Source organism: Pseudomonas sp. WS 5021, from assembly GCF_012985535.1.
GTDB lineage: Bacteria > Pseudomonadota > Gammaproteobacteria > Pseudomonadales > Pseudomonadaceae > Aquipseudomonas.
The window spans coordinates 213834-235062 of the sequence record NZ_JAAQWP010000005.1; the positions used below are offsets into that span (position 1 = coordinate 213834).

At 62.1% G+C, this 21229-nt stretch carries 19 protein-coding genes; 7 read left to right on the plus strand and 12 right to left on the minus strand.

Annotated features, from left to right (window positions below; genetic code table 11):
• The first annotated feature begins 74 nt into the window (after nucleotides 1-74).
• Both HBO19_RS17470 and HBO19_RS17475 read left to right on the plus strand, forming a co-directional pair.
• Entirely contained in the window at nucleotides 75-1166 is a 1092-nt protein-coding gene (locus HBO19_RS17470) for a catalase family peroxidase (protein WP_170057947.1), read from the plus strand.
• Complete coding sequence (locus HBO19_RS17475; RefSeq protein ID WP_170057948.1) at nucleotides 1163-1699, plus strand: cytochrome b; 537 nt, start codon at nucleotides 1163-1165, stop codon at nucleotides 1697-1699. The genes HBO19_RS17470 and HBO19_RS17475 overlap by 4 nt, the downstream gene beginning before the upstream one ends.
• Here the strand turns inward: HBO19_RS17475 and HBO19_RS17480 are convergent.
• Entirely contained in the window at nucleotides 1597-2862 is a 1266-nt protein-coding gene (locus HBO19_RS17480) for an MFS transporter (RefSeq protein WP_170057949.1), read from the minus strand. The two genes, HBO19_RS17475 and HBO19_RS17480, sit on opposite strands and share 103 nt — an antisense overlap.
• Nucleotides 2863-2959: 97 nt before the next feature.
• Between HBO19_RS17480 and HBO19_RS17485 the strand changes: the two genes are divergently transcribed.
• Nucleotides 2960-3415, plus strand: coding sequence for a helix-turn-helix domain-containing protein (locus HBO19_RS17485; protein WP_169954378.1), 456 nt, complete (start codon nucleotides 2960-2962; stop codon nucleotides 3413-3415).
• A gap of 21 nt (nucleotides 3416-3436) precedes the next feature.
• Here HBO19_RS17485 and HBO19_RS17490 read toward each other — a convergent pair whose 3' ends face one another.
• The gene (locus tag HBO19_RS17490) at nucleotides 3437-4588 is read right to left on the minus strand and encodes a carboxypeptidase family protein (RefSeq protein ID WP_170057950.1); all 1152 of its coding nucleotides are present in this window, start codon (nucleotides 4586-4588) and stop codon (nucleotides 3437-3439) included.
• 479 nt (nucleotides 4589-5067) lie between these two features.
• Nucleotides 5068-5415 (minus strand): DUF3077 domain-containing protein, encoded by a 348-nt coding sequence (locus tag HBO19_RS17495; RefSeq protein ID WP_169954376.1) that lies wholly within the window; start codon nucleotides 5413-5415, stop codon nucleotides 5068-5070.
• 130 nt (nucleotides 5416-5545) lie between these two features.
• Here HBO19_RS17495 and HBO19_RS17500 point away from each other — a divergent pair, with 130 nt between their 5' ends.
• Nucleotides 5546-6190: an XRE family transcriptional regulator gene (locus HBO19_RS17500; protein ID WP_169954375.1), complete on the plus strand. Its 645-nt coding sequence runs from the start codon at nucleotides 5546-5548 to the stop codon at nucleotides 6188-6190.
• On the opposite strand, the gene HBO19_RS17505 is transcribed toward HBO19_RS17500, so the two are convergent.
• The 4 genes from HBO19_RS17505 to HBO19_RS17520 are packed head-to-tail and all read right to left on the minus strand — an operon-like array spanning nucleotide 6187 to nucleotide 11739.
• The gene (locus tag HBO19_RS17505) at nucleotides 6187-8139 is read right to left on the minus strand and encodes an acetyl/propionyl/methylcrotonyl-CoA carboxylase subunit alpha (protein WP_170057951.1); all 1953 of its coding nucleotides are present in this window, start codon (nucleotides 8137-8139) and stop codon (nucleotides 6187-6189) included. The two genes, HBO19_RS17500 and HBO19_RS17505, sit on opposite strands and share 4 nt — an antisense overlap.
• The gene (locus HBO19_RS17510; RefSeq protein ID WP_170057952.1) at nucleotides 8136-8942 is read right to left on the minus strand and encodes a gamma-carboxygeranoyl-CoA hydratase; all 807 of its coding nucleotides are present in this window, start codon (nucleotides 8940-8942) and stop codon (nucleotides 8136-8138) included. The genes HBO19_RS17505 and HBO19_RS17510 overlap by 4 nt, the downstream gene beginning before the upstream one ends.
• A gap of 14 nt (nucleotides 8943-8956) precedes the next feature.
• Complete coding sequence (locus HBO19_RS17515; protein WP_170057953.1) at nucleotides 8957-10564, minus strand: carboxyl transferase domain-containing protein; 1608 nt, start codon at nucleotides 10562-10564, stop codon at nucleotides 8957-8959.
• Nucleotides 10565-10575: 11 nt separating this feature from the next.
• Nucleotides 10576-11739 (minus strand): isovaleryl-CoA dehydrogenase, encoded by a 1164-nt coding sequence (locus HBO19_RS17520; protein ID WP_038441790.1) that lies wholly within the window; start codon nucleotides 11737-11739, stop codon nucleotides 10576-10578.
• 171 nt (nucleotides 11740-11910) lie between these two features.
• On the opposite strand from HBO19_RS17520, the gene HBO19_RS17525 reads away from it, so the two are divergent.
• Nucleotides 11911-13596 (plus strand): AMP-binding protein, encoded by a 1686-nt coding sequence (locus HBO19_RS17525; protein WP_170057954.1) that lies wholly within the window; start codon nucleotides 11911-11913, stop codon nucleotides 13594-13596.
• A gap of 671 nt (nucleotides 13597-14267) precedes the next feature.
• On the opposite strand, the gene HBO19_RS17530 is transcribed toward HBO19_RS17525, so the two are convergent.
• The 3 genes from HBO19_RS17530 to HBO19_RS17540 form a co-directional block, all read right to left on the minus strand.
• Nucleotides 14268-15167: a hydroxymethylglutaryl-CoA lyase gene (locus tag HBO19_RS17530; protein WP_169954369.1), complete on the minus strand. Its 900-nt coding sequence runs from the start codon at nucleotides 15165-15167 to the stop codon at nucleotides 14268-14270.
• 13 nt (nucleotides 15168-15180) lie between these two features.
• Nucleotides 15181-15582, minus strand: a complete 402-nt coding sequence (locus HBO19_RS17535; protein ID WP_154220670.1) for a MerR family DNA-binding transcriptional regulator — start codon at nucleotides 15580-15582, stop codon at nucleotides 15181-15183.
• A 70-nt stretch (nucleotides 15583-15652) separates the two neighbouring features.
• A complete protein-coding gene (locus HBO19_RS17540; protein ID WP_169954368.1) occupies nucleotides 15653-16582 on the minus strand; it encodes a LysR family transcriptional regulator in 930 nt (309 codons plus the stop codon).
• A 151-nt stretch (nucleotides 16583-16733) separates the two neighbouring features.
• On the opposite strand from HBO19_RS17540, the gene HBO19_RS17545 reads away from it, so the two are divergent.
• A complete protein-coding gene (locus tag HBO19_RS17545) occupies nucleotides 16734-17963 on the plus strand; it encodes an acyl-CoA dehydrogenase (RefSeq protein WP_170057955.1) in 1230 nt (409 codons plus the stop codon).
• 104 nt (nucleotides 17964-18067) lie between these two features.
• Here HBO19_RS17545 and HBO19_RS17550 read toward each other — a convergent pair whose 3' ends face one another.
• Nucleotides 18068-19408, minus strand: coding sequence for a phosphate ABC transporter substrate-binding/OmpA family protein (locus HBO19_RS17550; protein ID WP_170057956.1), 1341 nt, complete (start codon nucleotides 19406-19408; stop codon nucleotides 18068-18070).
• A 136-nt stretch (nucleotides 19409-19544) separates the two neighbouring features.
• The gene (gene xthA / locus HBO19_RS17555) at nucleotides 19545-20357 is read right to left on the minus strand and encodes an exodeoxyribonuclease III (RefSeq protein WP_170057957.1); all 813 of its coding nucleotides are present in this window, start codon (nucleotides 20355-20357) and stop codon (nucleotides 19545-19547) included.
• 187 nt (nucleotides 20358-20544) lie between these two features.
• Between xthA and HBO19_RS17560 the strand changes: the two genes are divergently transcribed.
• Nucleotides 20545-21195: a GNAT family N-acetyltransferase gene (locus HBO19_RS17560; protein ID WP_169954365.1), complete on the plus strand. Its 651-nt coding sequence runs from the start codon at nucleotides 20545-20547 to the stop codon at nucleotides 21193-21195.
• The last annotated feature ends 34 nt before the right edge of the window (nucleotides 21196-21229 follow it).

Below are 21229 nucleotides of genomic sequence, written 5' to 3' on the forward strand. Positions count from 1 at the left end.
CTTGGTGGAATAAGCCTGCGTGAGCGGCGTCTCATTGCACCTTCCACCTGTGGCCGTTGGCCTCGGAGCACTTCATGCCAGATCATCCATCGCCACCCCGCACGCCGTTGGGGCGCGCCAGCCTGGTGCTGCGCCTGGCCGCTATCGGCGTGGTCGTCGGCGTCGTTGCCGGGGCCTTTGCCTACGTCAACGGTACCCTCGACCCACAGCGGTTGCGCCCCAAGACCCTGGTCAATGCCCTGGAAACCAACAACGGCCTGCACCCTGGCTACCGGCGCAACCATGCCAAGGGCGTATGCGTGGCAGGTCATTTCGAGAGCAGCCCTGCGGCGCGTGCCTATTCCAGCGCGCAGGTATTCAGTGAAGCGCGCACCCCGGTGATCGGGCGCTTCGCCCTACCCAGCGGCAACCCCTATGCCCCGGACAGCAGCGTGCCGATCCGCAGCCTGGCGGTGCAGTTCAACCAGGCCAACGGCCAGCAATGGCGCAGCGGGATGAATAGCATGCCGGTGTTCCCGGTGGGCACCCCCGAGGCCTTCTACCAGATGCTCAAGGCGGGGGCTGCGGACCCTGCGACCGGCAAGCCCAACCCGGCCAGTCTGCCGGCGTTTTTTGCCAGTCATCCCGAGACCGCGCCGTTCCTGGCCTGGGTCAAGACCGCCAGGCCTTCGGCCAGCTATGCCAGCGAAAGTTACAACGGCATCAATGCGTTTTACCTGGTCAGCGCCAACGGGCAACGCCAGGCCGTGCGCTGGGGCGTGGTGCCGATGAGCCAGGACGCCAGTGGTGCCAGTGGCGCCGTTGCGCCAGGAGGGGCGGATTTTCTCCAGGCCGACCTGGAGCAGCGGTTGGCGGCCGGACCCTTGCGCTGGCAATTGCAGATCACCCTGGCCAACCCCGCGGACCCGGTGGATGACGCCAGCAAGGCCTGGGCCGGCGCGCACACGGTGCTGAACGCCGGCACCCTGGTGTTCGAACGCAGCCAGCCACAGCTGGACGGCGATTGCCGCGATATCAACTTTGACCCGCTGATCCTGCCCAGCGGTATCGAAGCGTCCAATGACCCGCTGCTGGCGGCACGTTCCGCTGCCTATGCCAGTTCATACCTGCGCCGTACCGGTGAAGTCAGCCAGTTGCCCAACCCCCCTCAGGAGTCCCGGCCATGAATGCCCAACCGCGGTTTTTCGCCCCGCTGGCGCGCCTGCTGCACTGGCTGATGGCGCTGATGGTCATCGCCATGCTGTTTATCGGTGCTGGCATGGTGGCTTCGGTGTCCCAGCGCCATGAATGGTTGTTGCACCTGCACAAGCCGTTGGGCATTGCGATTCTGCTGTTGGTGATCGTGCGCCTGGCGGTGCGTTTTTCTACCCGTCAGCCAGCGTTGCCTGCCGATTTACCGGCGTGGCAGGTGTTGGCGGCCAAGGCGTCGCATCTGCTGCTGTACGGCTTGATGCTGGTGCTGCCGCTACTGGGCTGGGCGATGATTTCGGCGGCGGGTGACCCGGTGATGCTGTCCAGCACCCTGCAGTTGCCTTCGTGGGTGCCGGCCAACGCGCAGTTGTTCGCGGTGCTGCGCACGGCCCATGGGTATCTCGCTTATTTGCTGTTCCTCACGGTGCTGCTGCATTTGGCGGCGGCGTTGTTCCATGGTTGGGTTCGCCGGGATGGCGTGCTGCAAAGCATGCTCGGCAAGGACTGAGGCCCCAGGGTCGTCCGCCAGTACACCAGCGCCAGCAGGTTGATGGCGGCGCCCAAGGCACACACGCCGAGCCAGCCGGCCCAGGCGTACATCAGGGTCGCGCCGAGCGAGCCCAGGGCGCTGCCCGCCGAGTAGAACAGCATGTAGCCGGCTGCCAGGCGGCTTTGGGCTTCGGGGCGTACGCTGTAGATCAGGCTTTGGCTGGTGACATGCACGGCTTGCAGGCCGAGGTCGAAGGTAATTACCCCAAGCAGCAGCGCCCACAACGAAGACTGGGTCAAGGCGATGGCCAGCCATGACAGCAGCATCAGCACCAGGGCCGCGCCGCTGGTCCACTGGGCGAGGCCGCGGTCTGCCAGGCGCCCGGCATGGGCCGCGCCCAATGCGCCGGCGGCACCGGCGAGGCCGAACAGGCCGATCTGGGTGTGGGACAACGACAGGGGTGGGGCGCTCAAGGGCAGCACCAGCGGGGTCCAGAGCACGGTACCCGCGGCAAAAATCAGAAACGCCAGCACTGCGCGGTCGCGTAGCACTTTTTCCTCACGCAACAGGCTGAACACTGAAACCAGCAACTGGCGATAGGAGCCTGACGCCCGAGGCTGCTCGGTGGTAGGCAAGACACGCCAGAGCAGCAGTGCCATTAACAGGGTCAAGCCCGCCGACAGCAGATACACCGAACGCCAGCCGGCCAGGTCCGCCATGATCCCGGACACCGTGCGCGCCAGCAGCAGGCCAACCACGATGCCACTGGTCACCAGGCCCACCACATGCCCCCGTTGCTCGGGCCGCGCCAGGTTGGCGGCGTAGGCCACCAACACCTGGGCCACCACGGCGAGCAGGCCCGTCAGCAGCAGGCCGGCCAGAAACCCGACGCGGCTGTTGGAGAGGCCGACCAGCAACACCGCACCGGTGGACAGCAGTAATTGGCCGACGATCAAATGCCGGCGATTGAGCAGATCACCCAGCGGCACCAGCAGTAACAGGCCAACGCCATAGCCGACCTGGGTCAGGCTGATCACGATGCCGACAGTGGCGGGGTCCATGGCGAACGTCGTGGCCATGGCATCGAGCAGGGGTTGGGCGTAATAGACATTCGCCACCGACAGGCCACAGGCAATGGCAAACAGCAGCACCACGGCGGCGCTTAACGATGATGGGGGCATGCTCAATTCTCAATGTGGTTGCTAAATGAAACTGGTTGTACGGTAGGTATTGCGGTTTTATATTGCAACTACATTTTTTGTCAGGCAGGCGTTACCCATGGTCAAACTCACCCGCTTTGAAACTGCCGAATGCCCGGTGGCGCGCTCACTGGAGGCGATTGGCGATGGTTGGGCGCTGCTGATCATTCGCGATGCATTCGATGGCATCCGCCGCTTTGGCGAGTTCCAGCGCAGCCTGGGCATGGCCAAGAACATACTGGCCACGCGCTTGCGCAGCCTGGTCGGCCACGGAATTTTTGAGATTGTCCCGGCCTCGGATGGCAGCGCTTATCAGGAGTACGTGTTGACGGAAAAGGGCAGGGGGCTGTTTGCGGTGATCATTGGGTTGCGGCAATGGGGCGAGGGGTTTTTCTACGCCGAAGGCGAGGCCCATTCGGTGCTGTTGGACCGTGAGCACGGTCAGCCGCTGCAGGCTTTGCAGGTGCATGCGGCGGATGGCCGGGTGCTCGGACCGCAGGACTGCCTGCGGGTGGCGGCGCAGTCCGAGGCTTAGGGTTAACTTATTGGGGCAGGGTCAGCGCAGTACGTTGACCATGTCCGCCACGGTGCTCAACACGTCCTTGCCCAGTTGCCGGGAGCGTTTGCCAGACCAGCCGGTACGCGGATCGGGCGCATCGTCGTTGTCCTTGAAGGGCATTTCGAGGGTCAGGGACAGGCAGTCGAATTTCTCGCCCACGCTGTTGCAAGCCAGGGTCATATTGGCCTGGCCAGGCAGGTCGCGGGTGTAGCCATGGGTGGTCTGGAAGTCGCGGGTCAGCTCGCTCAAGTGGCTGCGAAAGTGTTTTTCCAGGCCTTCGATACGCGGGGTGTAGCCGGGGTTGCCTTCGCACGCTGCGGCGAACACGTAGGGGATTTCCTCGTCGCCATGGATATCCAGGAACAGGTCTACGCCGTACTTCTCCATCTGCTGCTGGACGAACAGCACTTCCGGGCTCAGTTCCTGGCTTGCGCTCTGCCAGGCGCGGTTGAGGTCCTGGCCCATGGCGTTGGTGCGCAGATGGCCATGGAACGCGCCATCCGGGTTCATGTTCGGTACCAGGTACAGGTCGGCGGTGGCCAGGAGTTTTTTCAGCTCATCATCACCGTCCTGTTGCAGGCGTTCGATGATGCCTTCCATAAACCACTCGGCCATGTGCTCGCCGGGGTGCTGCTGGGCAATGATCCACACTTTGCGCTGCCCCGCGTCCCCCTTGCCACGGCGGAGCAGGGGGATATCACGGCCCTCGACACTCTTGCCGGTGGCCAGCAGTTGCGTACCGGCGCGGTTCAGCGCCTGGTCGATCAACCAGGCGTGGCGCGCGCGGCTGTAGGGCTCGAAGTAGGCGAGCCAGGCGTGTTTTTGCTCGGTTTGCAATTCGATGTGCAAGGTTTCGCCATCAAAGCGCGTCGGCACCCGGAACCAGTTGATATGGTCATAGGACGCCACGGCGTTGTAGCCGCTCCAGGCATGTTTGTAGGAAGACTGGCCAGCGTTGCTCAGGCGGAAGGTATGGGTATGACCAATGTGCATCCCTTCGGCCTTGAAGTGGAACCATTGGAAGTGCTGGCTGCGGGTATCCGGCTTGATTGCCAGCAGCAACTGATGGGCATCGCTGGTGTCGAGCACCTGGATATTGCCGCTGTCGAAGTCGCTGCTAATTTTGATGGAGGTCAAGGCCACGGTCATAGTCTGCTTGCCTGAATTTAAATGGTGTGGCGGGCAGTTTACACAGGCGCGGGGTAAAATCTGGACGCAAATTAATGCGAAAAAGAAGGGGGCGTCATCCTTGACGCTGCGGCAGCTTAGAGTCTATGAGATTGATTCTCAAGTGCTAATTTGGAAAGATCCGGGCTAGAGCGCTTTATCGGCTTTCTTTCGGCGATGGTCTTTTGCTACCATGCGCGCCATCAAGCAACACACAGTCTTCATTAGCCTGAAGCCACGCCAGAATAACTGGCAAAAAAAAGACCCGGCCAAAGAGCCGGGTCAAAAACCGTGATTAGCCTGATGAGGAGATATTCCAAGAGTCCGACCTAAGGTCCCTTGGTCTATCGACTGATCTCGCGACCAGCTGCATGCAATAATAATCATTATCATTTGCAAGTCAAATGTTTTTATCTGCCAGATAGAAATATTTTTCCTTCTGTTCCTGCACGCCTACCGGGTCAAGGGGTTTTCCCGCCGACCAGTTGCAGTGGACGCTCCAGCATGGCCTTGGCCATATCAATCAGATACACCACCGAAAACGCCAGGTCCCGGGTGCCCCCCAGCTTGTTGTTCGCCAGCTCATACGCGATGGCGGCGGCGCTGCGTAGCAGGTCCGAAGCGTGGACCAGGGCTTCTTCATGGCTGACAGTGGGGCTGGCCTCGAACCAGGCCACATCGTCCGATGTGGGCTCGGCGTCTTCTTTGAAGTAGTAGTCCAAGGCGCGCCGGGCTGCGTCGCTGCCCTGCAAGCACTTAATTTCATCGTCATCAGGTGTACCAGGCAGGTGATCCGGGGTTGTGGTCATGTGGTCGGTGCTCTGGGTGGGAAGGTGAACAGGTGGAGCTGATAATAATACGATCTGTATTTATGTCATTTGATTGATTACTACAAACTGTTTATTGTCGCCGCGAATACACCCGGTATTGTCATGCCCCATGGATAAATGGATAGCGTTGGTCAAAGCCAACATGAAGGCCCGCCAGGTCACGCAAAACCAACTGGCCACGCGCCTGGGCATGTCCCAGGGCGGTGTTGCCCATTGGCTGGGCAAGCGCCGGGTACCGAGCCTCGACGACATGAACCGGGTGCTCGAGGAACTGGGCCTGGGTTACCTGGAAGCGGCACTGGTAATCCGCGAGAAGGGCGAGGCCCCGGCCGACGAAGCCGCGCCGGCCGTTCAATACAACCCGTATTTTCGCTACCCCGTGAGGGACTGGAAGCAGCCCGGCCGGGTCCATGAATCGCGGCCGGCCTACGGCCCTGCGCGTTTTGAGGCGAGCGACTACGACGCCGATGGCGAGGCGTTCTGGCTGCAGGTGAGCGGTGATGCGATGACGGCACCGAGCGGGCCGAGCATCGCCGAAGGGATGATGATCCTGGTGGACCCGGCTCTCGCCGCCGAGCCCGGCAAATTGGTGGTAGCCCAATGGGCCGGCAGCAGCCAGGCGACCTTTCGCAAGTTGATCGAGGAAAGCGGCCAGCGTTACCTGATGCCGCTCAACCCGACCTACCCCAAGGCCCTGCTCACCGATGACTGTCAGATCATCGGCGTCGTGGTACAGGCCACGGTGAAGTTCTAGGCCAGGGCCTCCAGCTCCACCAAGGCGCTGCCTTCGCCGACCATTTCGCCTTCCTGGCAATACAGCGCCTTGACCACCCCCCCATGGGGCGCGCGGATGCTGTGCTCCATCTTCATGGCTTCGAGCACCACCAGTTGTGTGCCAGCCTCGACCGTCTGCCCGACTTCCACCAGCACCCGCACGATGCTGCCGTTCATCGGCGCAGTGAGGCCGCCCTGATGGGCCTGTCCGGCATCGACGGCGGCGATCGGATCAAACAGCGTCACGCCGCGCATCTCACCCTGCCAGCGCAGGAACAGCGTCTGCCCATGGCGCACGGCCAGGTGCGAGCGGCGGATTCCGGCATCCGCGATCACCAAGTGTTCGTCGCGCAGTTGCGGCACAGCGTGCGTTTGCAGCGTTACCAAGCGGTCCTGGCCGTCGCAGCTCAGGTGCAGTGAAGTCTCGGCGGGCAGGCCCGCACGAAAGCCCTGCGTCGCAGCCCACGGCGAGGCGGGGTCGTCGTCCCGCAGCCGAGGCAGTTGGCTTTGCATAAACGCGTGCCCAGCCGCGTGCCAGAACTCATCGCTCAAGGCGCTGGCGCCCGGCAGCAATTGCTCCTGATAGCGCGGGATGAAGCCGGTATCCAACTGCGCCGCAGCAAATGCCGGGTGGCCGATGATGCGCCGCAAAAAGCCCAGGTTGGTCTTCAAGCCGCCGACCGCAAACTCGTCGAGCATGCTCAACAGGCGCAGGCGCGCCTGTTCGCGGTCCTCGCCCCAGGCAATCAGTTTTCCAAGCATTGGGTCGTAAAAGGGCGAGACGTCGTCGCCCTGCTCGACGCCACTGTCCACCCGGCGTCCCGGGCCTGGCGCCGATTCACGGTACAGCGCCAGATGCCCGGTGGCCGGCAAAAAGTCATTGGCCGGGTCTTCGGCATACAGCCGCACTTCAATGGCATGGCCGCGCAACGGCACCTGCTCCTGGGTGATTGGCAGCGGCTCGCCTTGCGCCACGCGAATCTGCCAGGCCACCAGGTCCAGGCCGGTGATGGCCTCGGTCACGGGGTGTTCCACCTGCAAGCGGGTGTTCATCTCCATGAAGAAGAATTCACCGCGCGCATCCAGCAGAAACTCCACGGTGCCGGCGCCCACATAGCCAATCGCCTGGGCGGCACGCACCGCTGCCTCGCCCATGGCCTGGCGCAGGGCAGGGCTGAGGCCGGGGGCCGGTGCTTCTTCGACAACCTTTTGATGGCGACGCTGGATCGAGCAGTCGCGTTCATTGAGGTACAGGCAATGGCCGTGCTGGTCGGCGAATACCTGGATCTCTACGTGGCGCGGCTTGATCAGGTATTTCTCCACCAGCATCTGCGCGTTGCCAAACGACGACAGCGCCTCGCGCTGGGCCGAGGCCAGGGCTTCGGCCAGTTGGCTTTCGTCCTCGACCACTTTCATGCCCTTGCCGCCGCCGCCGGCCGTGGCCTTGAGCAGCACCGGGTAGCCAATGCGCGCGGCGGCCTGGCGGAAGGTTTCCAGGTCCTGGCCGGCCCCGTGGTAACCCGGCACCAGCGGCACGCCGGCGGTTTCCATCAATGCCTTGGCCGCCGACTTGCTGCCCATGGCATCAATGGCCGAGGCAGGTGGGCCGAGGAAAATCAGCCCAGCCTCTTCAATCGCCCGCGCAAAACCCGGGTTTTCAGAAAGAAAGCCATAGCCGGGATGAATCGCCTGGGCGCCGCAGGCCTTGGCCGCGGCGATCAGTTTGTCGATCTGCAGGTAACTGTCGGCAGCCTTGCTGCCGCCCAGGTCCACCCGGATATCGGCTTCGCGGCTGTGGCGCGCATCACGGTCCGTGGCGCTGTGTACGGCAACGGTGGTCATGCCCAACGCCTTGGCCGTGCGCATGACCCGGCAGGCGATTTCGCCACGGTTGGCCACCAGTACGCAGGTAATCAACGGTGCACTCATGAGCGCGGCTCCTGGGACTGCCAACTGGGCGCACGCTTGTGCAAAAACGCGCGCAGGCCTTCCTGGCCTTCGGCGCTGACGCGGATGCGTGAGATGGCATTTTCGCAGTAACGGCGCAACGCTGGGGTGAGTGCGCCGTTACCCACTTCGCGCAGTAGATCCTTGCTGGCGCGCATGGCGGCCGGGCTGTTGAGCAACAGGTTGGCGATCCATAGTTCGACTTGCTGATTCAGCGCCTCAAGCGGGTAGCTTTGCGCCAACAGCCCGATGGCTTGCGCCTGTTGGCCGTCGAAGCGTTCTGCGGTCAAGGCATAGCGGCGTGCCGCACGCTCGCCAATCGCCTGCACCACAAACGGGCTGATGACCGCCGGTGCGAGGCCGATGCGTACTTCTGACAGGCAGAACTGCGCATCATCGGCGCCAATGGCCATGTCGCAGCAACTGATCAGGCCCAGCGCGCCGCCATAGGCCGCGCCCTGGACCACCGCCAGTGTCGGGATCTTCAGCTTGGCCAGGTTGTACATCAACTCCGCCAGCTCGCGGGCGTCGTCGAGGTTGGTGTGGTAGTCCAGCTCGGCCGACTGCTGCATCCAGGCCAGGTCCGCGCCGGCGCTGAAATGCTTGCCGCGCCCGCGTACCAGTAAAAAGCGTAGGGAGGCATCGGCCTGCACCTGGTCCAGGGCAATGATCAGCTCACGGATCATTTCGGCGTTGAACGCGTTGTTCTTCTGTTCCCGGCTCAACCACAGCGTGGCAAAGCCACGGGGGTCGTTGACCAGTTCAACGGTGTTGAAATCGCTCATGGGTGCAGCTCCAATTACATGCGGAACACGCCGAAGCGGCTCGGCTCGATGGGGGCATTCAGCGCGGCGGACAAGGCCAGGGCCAGCACGTCACGGGTCTGCAAGGGGTCGATGACGCCGTCATCCCACAGGCGGGCGCTGGAGTAGTAGGGGTGGCCTTGAGTTTCGTACTGGTCGAGGATCGGCTGCTTGATCTGCGCTTCGTCCTCGGCGCTGAACGCCTGGCCACTGCGCTCGGCCTGTTCGCGCTTGACCTGCACCAGCACGCCGGCGGCCTGTTCGGCGCCCATCACGCCAATGCGGGCGTTGGGCCACATCCACAAAAAGCGCGGGTCGTAGGCGCGCCCGCACATCCCGTAGTTACCGGCACCAAAGCTGCCGCCGATGATCACCGTGAATTTCGGCACCTTGGCGCAGGCCACCGCCGTGACCAGCTTGGCGCCGTGCTTGGCGATGCCACCGGCTTCGTACTTCTGCCCGACCATAAAGCCGGTGATGTTCTGCAAGAACAACAGGGGAATCCCGCGCTGGCAGGCCAGTTCGATAAAGTGCGCGCCTTTTTGCGCCGCTTCAGCGAAGAGGATCCCGTTGTTGGCGAGGATCGCGATGGGGTAGCCATGCAAATGGGCAAAGCCGCAGACCAGCGTGGTGCCGAACAGCGCCTTGAACTCATCGAAGACCGAGCCGTCCACCAGTCGCGCAATCACTTCGCGCACATCAAAAGGTTGCTTGGCGTCGGCCGGGATCACCCCGTACAACTCGTCGCTGGCGTACAGCGGCGCGACCGGCGTGCGCTGTTGCAACTGCCCCTGCTTGCGCCAGTTGAGGTTGGCAACGCTGCGCCGGGCCAGGGCCAGGGCGTGTTCGTCGCTGTCGGCGTAGTGGTCGGCCACCCCGGAGATCTTGCAGTGCACGTCGGCCCCGCCAAGGTCTTCGGCGCTGACCACTTCGCCGGTGGCGGCCTTCACCAGTGGCGGGCCGGCGAGGAAGATAGTCGCCTGCTGGCGCACCATGATCGCTTCATCGGCCATCGCCGGCACATAGGCGCCGCCAGCGGTGCAGGAACCCATGACCACGGCGATCTGCGGGATGCCTTGCGCGCTCATGTTGGCCTGGTTGAAGAAGATCCGCCCAAAGTGCTCGCGGTCGGGAAACACCTCATCCTGGCGCGGCAGGTTGGCGCCGCCGGAATCCACCAGGTAGATGCACGGCAGGCGGTTCTGTTCGGCGATGGTCTGTGCGCGCAGGTGTTTTTTTACGGTCAGCGGGTAGTAGGAGCCGCCTTTTACCGTGGCATCGTTGGCGACGATCATGCATTCCACGCCTTCAACGCGGCCGATCCCGGCGATCACGCCAGCAGCCGGTACGTCTTCACCGTAGACCTGATACGCCGCCAGTTGGCTGAGCTCAAGGAACGCCGAGCCCGGGTCGAGCAGGCGGTTGATGCGCTCGCGCGGCAGCAGCTTGCCACGGGAGGTATGACGCTCCTGGGCCTTGCTGCCGCCGCCTTGCTGGACCTGGGCGAGCAGGGTGTGCAAGGCATCGACCTGTTTGAGCATCGCCGCGCTGTTGCTGGCGAATTCCGCCGAGCGCGGGTTGAGTTGGGTGTGCAGGGTGGCCATGGTGCACTCCCTCAGCGGGTTTCGTTGAACAGTTCGCGACCAATCAGCATGCGCCGGATCTCACTGGTGCCCGCGCCGATTTCATACAGCTTGGCATCGCGCAGCAGGCGGCCTGCGGGGAATTCATTGATGTAGCCATTGCCGCCGAGAATCTGGATTGCATCAAGGGCCATCTGTGTTGCGCGTTCGGCGCTGTACAGGATCACCCCGGCGGCGTCCTTGCGCGTGGTTTCGCCACGCTCGCAGGCCTGCGCCACGGCATAGAGGTAGGCGCGGCTGGCGTTGAGCTGGGTGTACATGTCGGCGACCTTGCCCTGGATCAACTGGAATTCGCCGATGCTCTGGCCGAACTGCTTGCGGTCGTGGATGTACGGCACGATCAGGTCCATGCAGGCCTGCATGATCCCGGTAGGGCCACCGGAGAGCACCACGCGTTCGTAGTCCAGGCCGCTCATCAGCACTTTGACCCCGCCATTGAGCGCGCCGAGGATGTTTTCTTCGGGCACTTCGACGTCATCGAAAAACAGCTCGCAGGTGTTGGAGCCGCGCATGCCCAGCTTGTCGAACTTGTTGCTGCGGCTGAACCCTTTGGCGTCGCGCTCGACGATAAACGCGGTAATGCCGTGGGCGCCTTTTTCCAGGTCGGTCTTGGCGTAGATCACATAGGTGTGGGCATCGGGGCCGTTGGTGATCCAGGTCTTGCTGCCGTTGAGCACGTACACGCTGCCACGCTTGTCGGCGCGCAGCTTCATCGACACCACATCGGAACCGGCATTCGGCTCGCTCATGGCCAGGGCGCCAATGTGCTCGCCGCTGATCAGCTTGGGCAAGTACTTGAGTTTTTGCTCGTGGTTGCCGTTGCGGTTGATCTGGTTGACGCACAGGTTGGAGTGCGCGCCGTAGGACAGCGCCACCGAGGCCGAGCCACGGCTGATTTCTTCCATGGCCACCACGTGGGCCAGGTAACCCAGGCCGGCACCGCCGTATTCTTCCGGCACGGTGATGCCCAATAGGCCCATGTCACCGAACTTGCGCCACATATCCACGGGGAACAGGTTGTCGATATCAATCTGCGCTGCCCGTGGCGCCAGCTCCTTGGCCACGAAGGCCTGCACCTGGTCGCGCAGCATGTCGATGGTTTCACCGAGGGCGAAGTTCAGGGTCGGGTAACTCATGGGAGGGCACCTATAAACATTATTGTTGTGGGGCTGGCGACGCCATTGGGCGATCACCTTTACGTTAACGTAAACTTGCGTTGCATGACTGTCAATCGTAGCTTACGTTAACGTCAAGCTCGCGCCTGACCGGCGCACCGTCCACCTACAAAAAAGACAATAGGGGTCGTCATGGATCAACCGAATCAGAGCTACAGCCGTGGCCCACAGGACAAGGCCCTGTTGGCCATGACCATCGGCCAGGCATTTGACCGCACCGTGGCGCAGCACCCGGAGGGCGAGGCCCTGGTGGTGCGCCATCAGCAACTGCGCTACACCTGGCGGCAACTGGCTCAAGCCGTGGACCTGCATGCACGCGGGCTGCTGGCCCTGGGGTTACAGGCCGGGGATCGCCTGGGCATCTGGGCGCCGAACTGCGCCGAGTGGTGCATCAGCCAGGTGGCCAGCGCCAAGCTCGGGGTGATCCTGGTCAACATCAACCCGGCCTACCGCAGCAGTGAACTGGAATACGTGCTCAAGCAGTCGGGTTGCCAGTGGTTGATCTGTGCCGGCGCGTTCAAGTCCTCCGACTACCACGGGATGCTGCAGGCGCTGGTGCCGGAACTGGCGGAGCAGGGCATCGGCCAGTTGCACTGTGATCTGTTGCCGCAACTGCGCGGGGTGATCAGCCTGGAGGCGCGACCGCCCTCGGGGTTCCTGCCCTGGTCGCAATTGTCGGCTCTGGGGACGGGTACACCCCCGGAACAATTGCACCACCGCGAGGCCAGCCTGCACTTCGATCAAGCCGTCAACATCCAGTACACCTCCGGTACCACGGGCTTCCCCAAGGGCGCCACCCTCAGCCACCACAACATTCTCAACAACGGCTACATGGTCGGCGAAAGCCTGGGCCTGACCGCGCAGGATCGCCTGGTGATCCCGGTGCCGCTCTATCATTGCTTTGGCATGGTCATGGGTAACCTGGGCTGTATCACCCATGGCACCACCATGATCTATCCCAATGATGGCTTCGACCCGCTACTGACCCTGGCCGCCGTGGCCGAAGAACGCGCTACCGGCCTGTACGGCGTACCGACGATGTTTATCGCGGTGCTCGATCATCCGCAACGCAGCACGTTCGACCTGTCGACCCTGCGCACCGGGATCATGGCCGGTTCCACCTGCCCGATCGAGGTGATGCGCCGGGTGATCAGCGACCTGCACATGAGCGAAGTGCAGATTGCCTACGGCATGACCGAGACCAGCCCGGTGTCGTTGCAGACCGGTGCGGATGATGACCTGGAGCGGCGCGTGACCACGGTAGGGCGCACCCAGCCCCAGCTGGAAAGCAAGATCATCGACGAAGCCGGCAACACCGTGCCGCGTGGGCAGATCGGCGAGTTGTGCACCCGAGGCTACAGCGTGATGCTCGGCTACTGGAACAACCCCGAGGGCACCCGCGAAGCCATCGACGACGCCGGCTGGATGCACACCGGCGACCTGGCGACCATGGATGAGCAGGGTTACGTGTGCATCGCCGGGCGTAACAAAGACATGATCATTCGCGGTGGCGAAAACGTGTACCCACGGGAGCTGGAGGAGTTCTTCTTCACCCACCCGGCGGTGGCGGATGTGCAGATCATCGGCATTCCCGACGAGCGTTACGGTGAAGAGATCGTGGCCTGGATCAAGTTCCACCCGGGGCAGGTGGCCAACGAGCTGGAACTGCAGACCTGGTGCAAGGGGCGCATTGCACACTTCAAGACGCCGAAGCATTTCCGGTTTGTCGAAGAGTTTCCGATGACGGTGACGGGGAAGATCCAGAAGTTTCGCATGCGTGAGATCACGATCGAGCAACTGCGAACGCTGAAACCCTGATCGCCCCGATCTAAAGGGTGGGAGCTGGCTTGCCTGCGATTGCGGTTTATCAGTCAATAATTGAGTAGCTGACACACCGCTATCGCAGGCAAGCCGGCTCCCACATTAACGGTGGCGTGTCAGTCGGTATTGTTTTCATCCAGACAGCACAAAGGGGAGCCGAAGCTCCCCTTTAATTTGTTGTTACGTGCTCTTTTTTTATTATTGAGGGGCGGTCTGTTGTTGTTTTTGGCAACCGTGGCCCTTTACCGCTGTTTTTGGCGACCCCCATCCGGGGTCAAGAGCAAACGTATTTTTTTGAGCGCTGATCTGCTTCTTCGCACGCGATCCAACCAGTGGGTAGCTACCTTGAGGTAGTTTTATTGTTCTCTGCCCGGTTGCGAGTGGCGGCTTGCGCCGTACCCTGCGAAGCACATCTTCTCCAAAAAAATCTGTTAGCTGCGTCTCTGCCGTGTTGTTTTTGTTATGTCAGAGTCGTTACGTCTTATTTTTATTAGGTTTGGTGCTTTTTATTCTTGTTATGCCATAGAGATAGCAGGAGCCGTGCCAACTTTTAAAAGTCCTTTAAAATCAATGGCTTGATTTTTATGGGGGAAATTTACTTCAGAAAATGCGACAAGATATGTTCCCGTGTTACCCGATGTGTAGCCGCGAGGTAACACAAGCGCTACTCAATGGGCATTGCGGGCCCTGGCCACGCGTGAGCCGGTAGGGCGGCCCAGGACCGTACAGATCTGCTGGCCCGCCACAATCAACTGGTCCATGTCGATACCGGTCTCGATGCCCAGGCCATCGAGCAGGTACAGCACGTCCTCGGTGGCCACGTTACCGCTGGCGCCCTTGGCATAGGGGCAGCCGCCAAGGCCGGCGATAGAGCTGTCGAACACCTGTATACCTTCCAGCAGGCTGGCATAGACATTGGCGATGGCCTGGCCGTAGGTGTCATGGAAATGCCCGGCGAGCTTTGCCCGTGGCACGTCCTTGCCCACCACCTCGAACATGCGCCGCGTAGCCCCTGCGGTGCCGGTGCCGATGGTGTCGCCCAACGACACCTCGTAACAGCCCATGGCATACAGCTCACGGGCCACGGCGGCCACTTGCTCCGGCGCAACCCGGCCTTCGTAAGGGCAACCCAGCACACAGGACACATAGCCGCGCACACTCACACCATGCTGCTGCGCCGCGGCCATGATCGGCGCAAAGCGCTCCAGGCTCTCGCTGATGGAGCAGTTGATATTGCGCTGGGAAAACGCCTCGGACGCCGCCGCAAAAACCGCGACTTCCTTGACCCCGGCCGCCAGCGCGTCCTCGAACCCACGCAGGTTCGGCGCCAGCGCGCCGTAGATCACGCCGGGCTTGCGCTGGATCTGTGCAAACACTTCGGCGGAGCCGGCCATTTGCGGGACCCACTTGGGCGAGACAAAACTGCCGACTTCGATGTAACCCAGGCCTGCCGCACTGAGGGCATCGACCAGTTGCACCTTGTCGGCCACGCTGATCGGCTGTGCTTCGTTTTGCAGGCCGTCGCGCGGGCCGACTTCGACCAGGCGCACATGAGAGGGGAGAGACATGGGATCTACCTTTTTATTGGGGTTGGCCGACCTGGCTCTGGATCGTCTGTTCCAGGGCCTGGGTGCAACGTTCTTCGGCGGTGTCCAGTTCCAGCTTCATCTGTTCGATGTCCAGCAACTGTTGTTCCAACTGCTCGCGGCGTTCGCTGATCTTCGCCAGCATGCTGTGCAATTGCTTTTGATTGCCGCTGCTGGGGTCGTAGAGCTCGATCAGTTCGCGGCATTCGGCCAGGGAAAAACCGATGCGCTTGCCACGCAGGATCAGCTTGAGGCTGACTTTGTCCCGGGGCGAATAGATACGCTCCTGGCCTCGGCGTTCAGGGCTCAAGAGGCCTTGTTCTTCATAGAAACGAATGGCCCGGGTGGTGATGTCCAACTCGCGGGCCAGGTCGGAGATGCTGTAGGTCGTGCTCATGGTCGCGCTCAAGGAGGGTCTTGGCGCTACGCTAATGGCTGCTTGACGTAAACGTCAAGCAAATCACCACCTACGCGTTATCCAGCTTCTTCTCGCGCGCCGTGACCTGCTGGCACAACTCGATCATCTGCTCGCGCATCCAGCGGTTGGCCGGGTCCTGGTCGGTGCTTTCATGCCAGTACAGGTGGGTTTCCACCGGCGGCACATCATTGACCGGCAGGTTGAATGAGTGCAGATCGTTACGCCGTGCAAAGCGCTCGGGCACGGTCATCACCATATCGGTCTGCTGCAACACCTGGGAGGCCATCAGGTAATGCTGCGAACGCAGGGCGATCTTGCGCTGGATGCCCATCTTGCCCAGGGCCAGGTCGACGTGGCCCAGGCCATTGCGCCGGCTGGAAATATGGATATGGGTCAGCGCCAGGTAGTCATCGAGGCTGAATTTTTCCTTGCCCGCCATCGGGTGGCCCTTGCGCATGGCACACACGTAGCGGTCCTCCATCAGCTTGACGTGGCGCACTTGCGGGTCGGTGTTGAGCGGCGCGTCCACCGCAAAATCCAGGCGGCCGGCGGCCAGTTCCTTGGTGGTTTCCCGACGTTTGGACAAAAAGCTCTCGATGATCACCGTGGGCGCCAGGCGGCGCAGGCGCTGGAACAGCGGCGGCAGGATCACCGCTTCAGTGAGGTCGGTCATGCTGATGCGGTAGGTCTTGGCCGCCTGTAACGGGTTGAAGATCCGGCTTTCCTGCACCGACACCCGCAGCAACGACAAGGCGTTGCGCACCGGGCCAATGATGTTCTGGGCCATCGGAGTCGGCACCATGCCCTGGGCGGTGCGCACGAACAACGGGTCGTTGAAGGTCTCGCGCAGGCGTGCCAGGGCGTTGGAAACCGCCGGCTGGGTGATGCCGACGATCTGCCCGGCGCGGGTCAGGTTGGCTTCGGTGTAGATCGCGTCAAACACGATGAAAAGATTGAGGTCGACCTTGCTCAGATTCATTTCGTTGCGCTCTTCTTGTTAGGTTTTCATGCGCCGATCATATATCGGTGATGAATGTTAATACACGCCGAGAATAGGCTAGGTAAATTATCAACGCTGTTCTAGCATCGATTGCATGACCTAAACAACCTCTCCAAGAAGGGAGCTGCTCATGGATTTTGCCTATTCGCCCAAGGTTCAGGAACTGCGTGAACGCGTTACCGCGTTTATGGATGCTTACGTGTACCCCGCCGAGCCGGTGTTCGAGCGCCAGGTCAGCGAAGGTGATCGCTGGCAGCCCACCGCCATCATGGAAGAGCTCAAGGCCAAGGCCAAGGCCGAAGGCCTGTGGAACCTGTTCCTGCCGGAGTCCGAACTGGGCGCCGGCCTGACCAACCTGGAATATGCGCCGCTCGCCGAAATCATGGGCCGCTCCCTGCTGGGGCCGGAGCCGTTCAACTGCTCGGCGCCCGACACCGGCAACATGGAAGTGCTGGTGCGCTATGCCAACGAAGAGCAGAAGCAACGTTGGCTGGAGCCGCTGCTGCGCGGCGAGATCCGCTCGGCATTCGCCATGACCGAACCGGATGTGGCGTCTTCCGACGCCACCAACATGGCCGCCCGCGCCGAGCGCCAGGGTGACGAGTGGGTGATCAACGGGAAGAAGTGGTGGACCTCCGGCGCGTGCGACCCGCGTTGCAAGATCCTGATCTTCATGGGCCTGAGCAACCCGGATGCGCCGCGCCACCAGCAGCACTCGATGATCCTGGTGCCGGTGGATGCACCGGGGGTGAAAATCGTCCGGCCGCTGCCGGTGTTCGGCTACGACGACGCGCCCCACGGGCATGCCGAAGTCCTGTTCGACAACGTGCGTGTGCCGTACGAAAACGTCCTGTTGGGTGAAGGTCGCGGCTTTGAAATTGCCCAGGGGCGCCTTGGCCCGGGCCGTATCCACCACTGCATGCGCTCCATCGGCATGGCTGAGCGCGCCCTGGAATTGATGTGCAAACGCTCGGTCAGCCGCACCGCCTTTGGCAAGCCGTTGGCACGCCTGGGTGGCAATATCGACAAAATCGCCGACTCGCGGATGGAAATCGACATGGCGCGCCTGCTGACGTTGAAGGCGGCCTACATGATGGATACGGTCGGCAACAAAGTGGCGAAAAGTGAAATCGCCCAGATCAAGGTGGTGGCGCCGAATGTGGCCTTGAAGGTGATTGACCGGGCGATCCAGATCCATGGCGGTGCCGGGGTCTCCAATGACTTCCCGCTGGCCTATATGTACGCCATGCAGCGCACCTTGCGCCTGGCCGACGGCCCGGATGAAGTGCACCGCGCGGCCATTGGCAAGTTCGAGATTGGCAAGTATGTGCCTAAAGAGCTGATGCGCAGCGGCCTGTAGGACCGCGTCGCCTGCATCGCGGGCAAGCCCGCTCCCACACTGACCTCTGTGGGAGCGGGCTTGCCCGCGATTGCGGTGGGCCAATCAACACCCGTCTGCAGGTTTCAATACACCCAGACCTCCACCCGGCGATTCTTGATCCGCCCCTCATCCACGGTGTTGGCCGCTACCGGCATCTCGGCGCCAAAGCCGCGAATATCGCGCAACACCACGCCACTCTTGACCAACTCCCTGCGCACTGCCATCGCCCGCAACTTGGACAGCAGGTCGGCGCGCTGCGGGTCATCCTTGGCATCACCAAACCCCACCAGCGTGACCCGTTTGTCCCGTTTGTCGTGGCTGCCTATATAAGCCACCACCCGCGCCAGATCCTGGCGTGCCTTGTTGTCCAGGCTGGCACTGCCTTCTTCGAAGCGAAAGTTCACGCTCAGGCGCTGCGCCTCGCGGGCGATGGCCTGGTAGGCCTCGGGCATCGGTGCCCGAGGCTGCACGGTGATGGCCTGGACCTGTTGGGCGATAAAGCCATTGGCGGCCACGATGGCCTGGCCCTGGGCGCTTTGGGCAAAGTCCACCAGGGCCTCGGCCCAGGGGTTGCTGTTATTGGGCGGCAGGTAGAAAAACAAGCGGCGCGACAGCGGATAGTCCTCGGTGGCGATCAGGCTGCTCTGCGGCAACATGGCTTGGGAGTCACCGTCAATGATGGCTGCGGCCTTGGCCTGGCGCACGTAGGGCAGGCCGATAAAGCCGATGCCTTGCGGGTCGTGGCTGACCGCATCGGACAATTGTTCGCTGGACTCAAAGCGCTTGGCGGTGCTGTCGAGGGTTTTGCCGCGACGGCTGAGCACCAGTTCCTTGAAGGTGTCGAAGGTGCCGGATTGATCATCGCGGGCATACAGTCGGATCTTCCCGCCGCTGGCGCCCAAGGCTTCCCAGGTGCTGATTTCGCCGCTGAAAATCCTCGCCAGTTGGTCGGTGGTCAGCATCTGCAGTGGGTTGCTTGGATGCAGGATGATCGCCAGGCCATCGATGGCAATCACCTGTTCGGCGCCGGGGCTTTTCAGGTCGCCCAGGGGTTCAAGCTCGACCAGCTCGCGGTCCTTGATCGGGCGCGACGCGGCGGCCAGGTCGGCCTCGGCATTTTTCAGCGCGGCGAAGCCGGTGCTGGTGCCGTGGGCGGCGATTTCCACCAGCACTCGCTTGCCCTGGGGGCTGGTGCCGACGAGGCGCTGTTCGTTGGGGCGGCTGGCCGGTTCACGGTGCACGGCCTTCAGGCCCTGTTGCTCCATCAGGCCCTTGACCAACGCCGGGCCCAGCGCCGCGCCAATGGTATTGGAACCCTGGATGCGCAAGGCCGGGCCATGTTCGGGAAAGGGTAGGGGCGTTGCAAGCGCCGCAAGAGGAAAAGCGCCGCAGAGGGCCAGCAGGTACAGAACGCGCAGCATCATGCCGCCACCTTCTCAAGCCAAAGGAAGTGCGGGCAGATTAAGTCAGTAAGGTTGCCAAAATATGACTGATACCCAGCCTATCCAAATATGGGAGCTGGCAAGCCAGCTCCCATATTTTATGGTGTCGGCGCAAAGATCAGCTCAGTTCCAGCCAGATCGGCGCATGGTCCGATGGTTTTTCCAGGCCGCGCAGCTCGTAGTCCACACCCGCGTCCTTGACCCGTGGCAGCAGGCCATTGGAGGCCATGATCAGGTCGATGCGCAGGCCCCGCTTGGGTTCATCTTCAAAACCGCGGCTGCGGTAATCGAACCAACTGAAGCGATCGGCCACATCCGGGTTCAGGTGCCGGAAGCTGTCCGTCAGGCCCCAGTTCTTCAGGCGCGCCATCCATTCGCGCTCTTCCGGCAGGAAGCTGCATTTGCCGGTCTTCAGCCAGCGCTTGGCGTTGTCGGCACCGATGCCGATGTCGCAATCCTCGGGGGAGATGTTCACGTCGCCCATCACCACCAGCGCCTGGTCATTGCTGAACTGGGTTTGCAGCAGGTGTTGCAGGTCTTCGTAGAAGCGCTGCTTGGCCGGGAACTTGGTTGGGTGGTCGCGGCTTTCACCCTGTGGGAAATAGCCGTTCATGATGGTGATCGGGTTGCCGTGTTCATCAGCAAAGGTGCCCCAGATAAAGCGGCGCTGGGCATCTTCTTCGTCGCTGGCAAAACCCTTGTGCAGGGCCAGTGGTTCCTGGCGCGAGAGCAGGGCGACACCGTAGTGGCCTTTCTGCCCGTGGTAGTACACGTGGTAACCCAGGGCCTGGACTTCGGCCAGCGGGAACTGGTCGTCGTGGACCTTGGTTTCCTGCAGGCCGATCACGTCCGGTTGATGTTTGTCGATCAGGGCCGCCAGTTGATGAGGCCGGGCGCGCAGCCCGTTGATATTGAAGGAGACGATTTTCATGGTCGGCAGTCCAGTCTGGCAAAAGGGCGATGCTAGCCGACAAGTCGGACGGGGGCCAGCGTGGCGGTAGGACAGATGCACTGCTAATGTCTCTCAAGGAGCCGATGGCAGGGAACGACTCAGTTGCCCCGGGCTCGTAACAATAAGAGCGCGGCCGTTTGAGTTGCGCCCAGGGGAGATACACCGGATGCCTGATACCTCGACCGCCATTGCCCAGGTTCATATGCTCGACCGCGGCTATTCGCGCGAAGCGCGTTCGCTGCTGTACCACGCCTATCGCCATGAGCCGACCTTCGCCTATCTGTTCGAAGCCGAACGCTCCGGTTATGAGCAGCGGGTCAGGGCCACCGTGCGCGAGCTGGTCAAGCAGCATTTTCTCCAGGAACTGCCGGCGATCGGCCTGCTGGTCAATGACCGGCTGATCGGCATCGCCCTGATTGCCCCGCCACAACGGCGCCTGGGCATCACGGAAAGCTGGGCCTGGCAATTGCGCATGTGGCTGAGCACCGGTGTGCGCTGCACCCGGCGTTACCTCGAATATCATCAGGCGGTGTTGGCTTGCCTGCCGTCCGAGTCGGTGCATGTGTTGCCGCTGCTGGGGATCCACCCGCAATTCCAGGGTAAGCACTACGGTGAGCAACTGCTGGAAGCCGTGCATAACTGGTGCGCGCAGGACCCGCATTCACAAGGGGTGGTGCTGGACACTGGCAATCCGCTTTACCTGGAGTTCTACAAGCGCCAGGGCTATGACGAAGTCGGAGAGGTGGCTGTAGGACCCATCCTGGAGCATGTGTTTTTTCACCCGAATCCCCAGGTGTTACAACCTGCAACGCCTTAACACAGAATTATTCAGACAATTCCCGGTTCTAAGG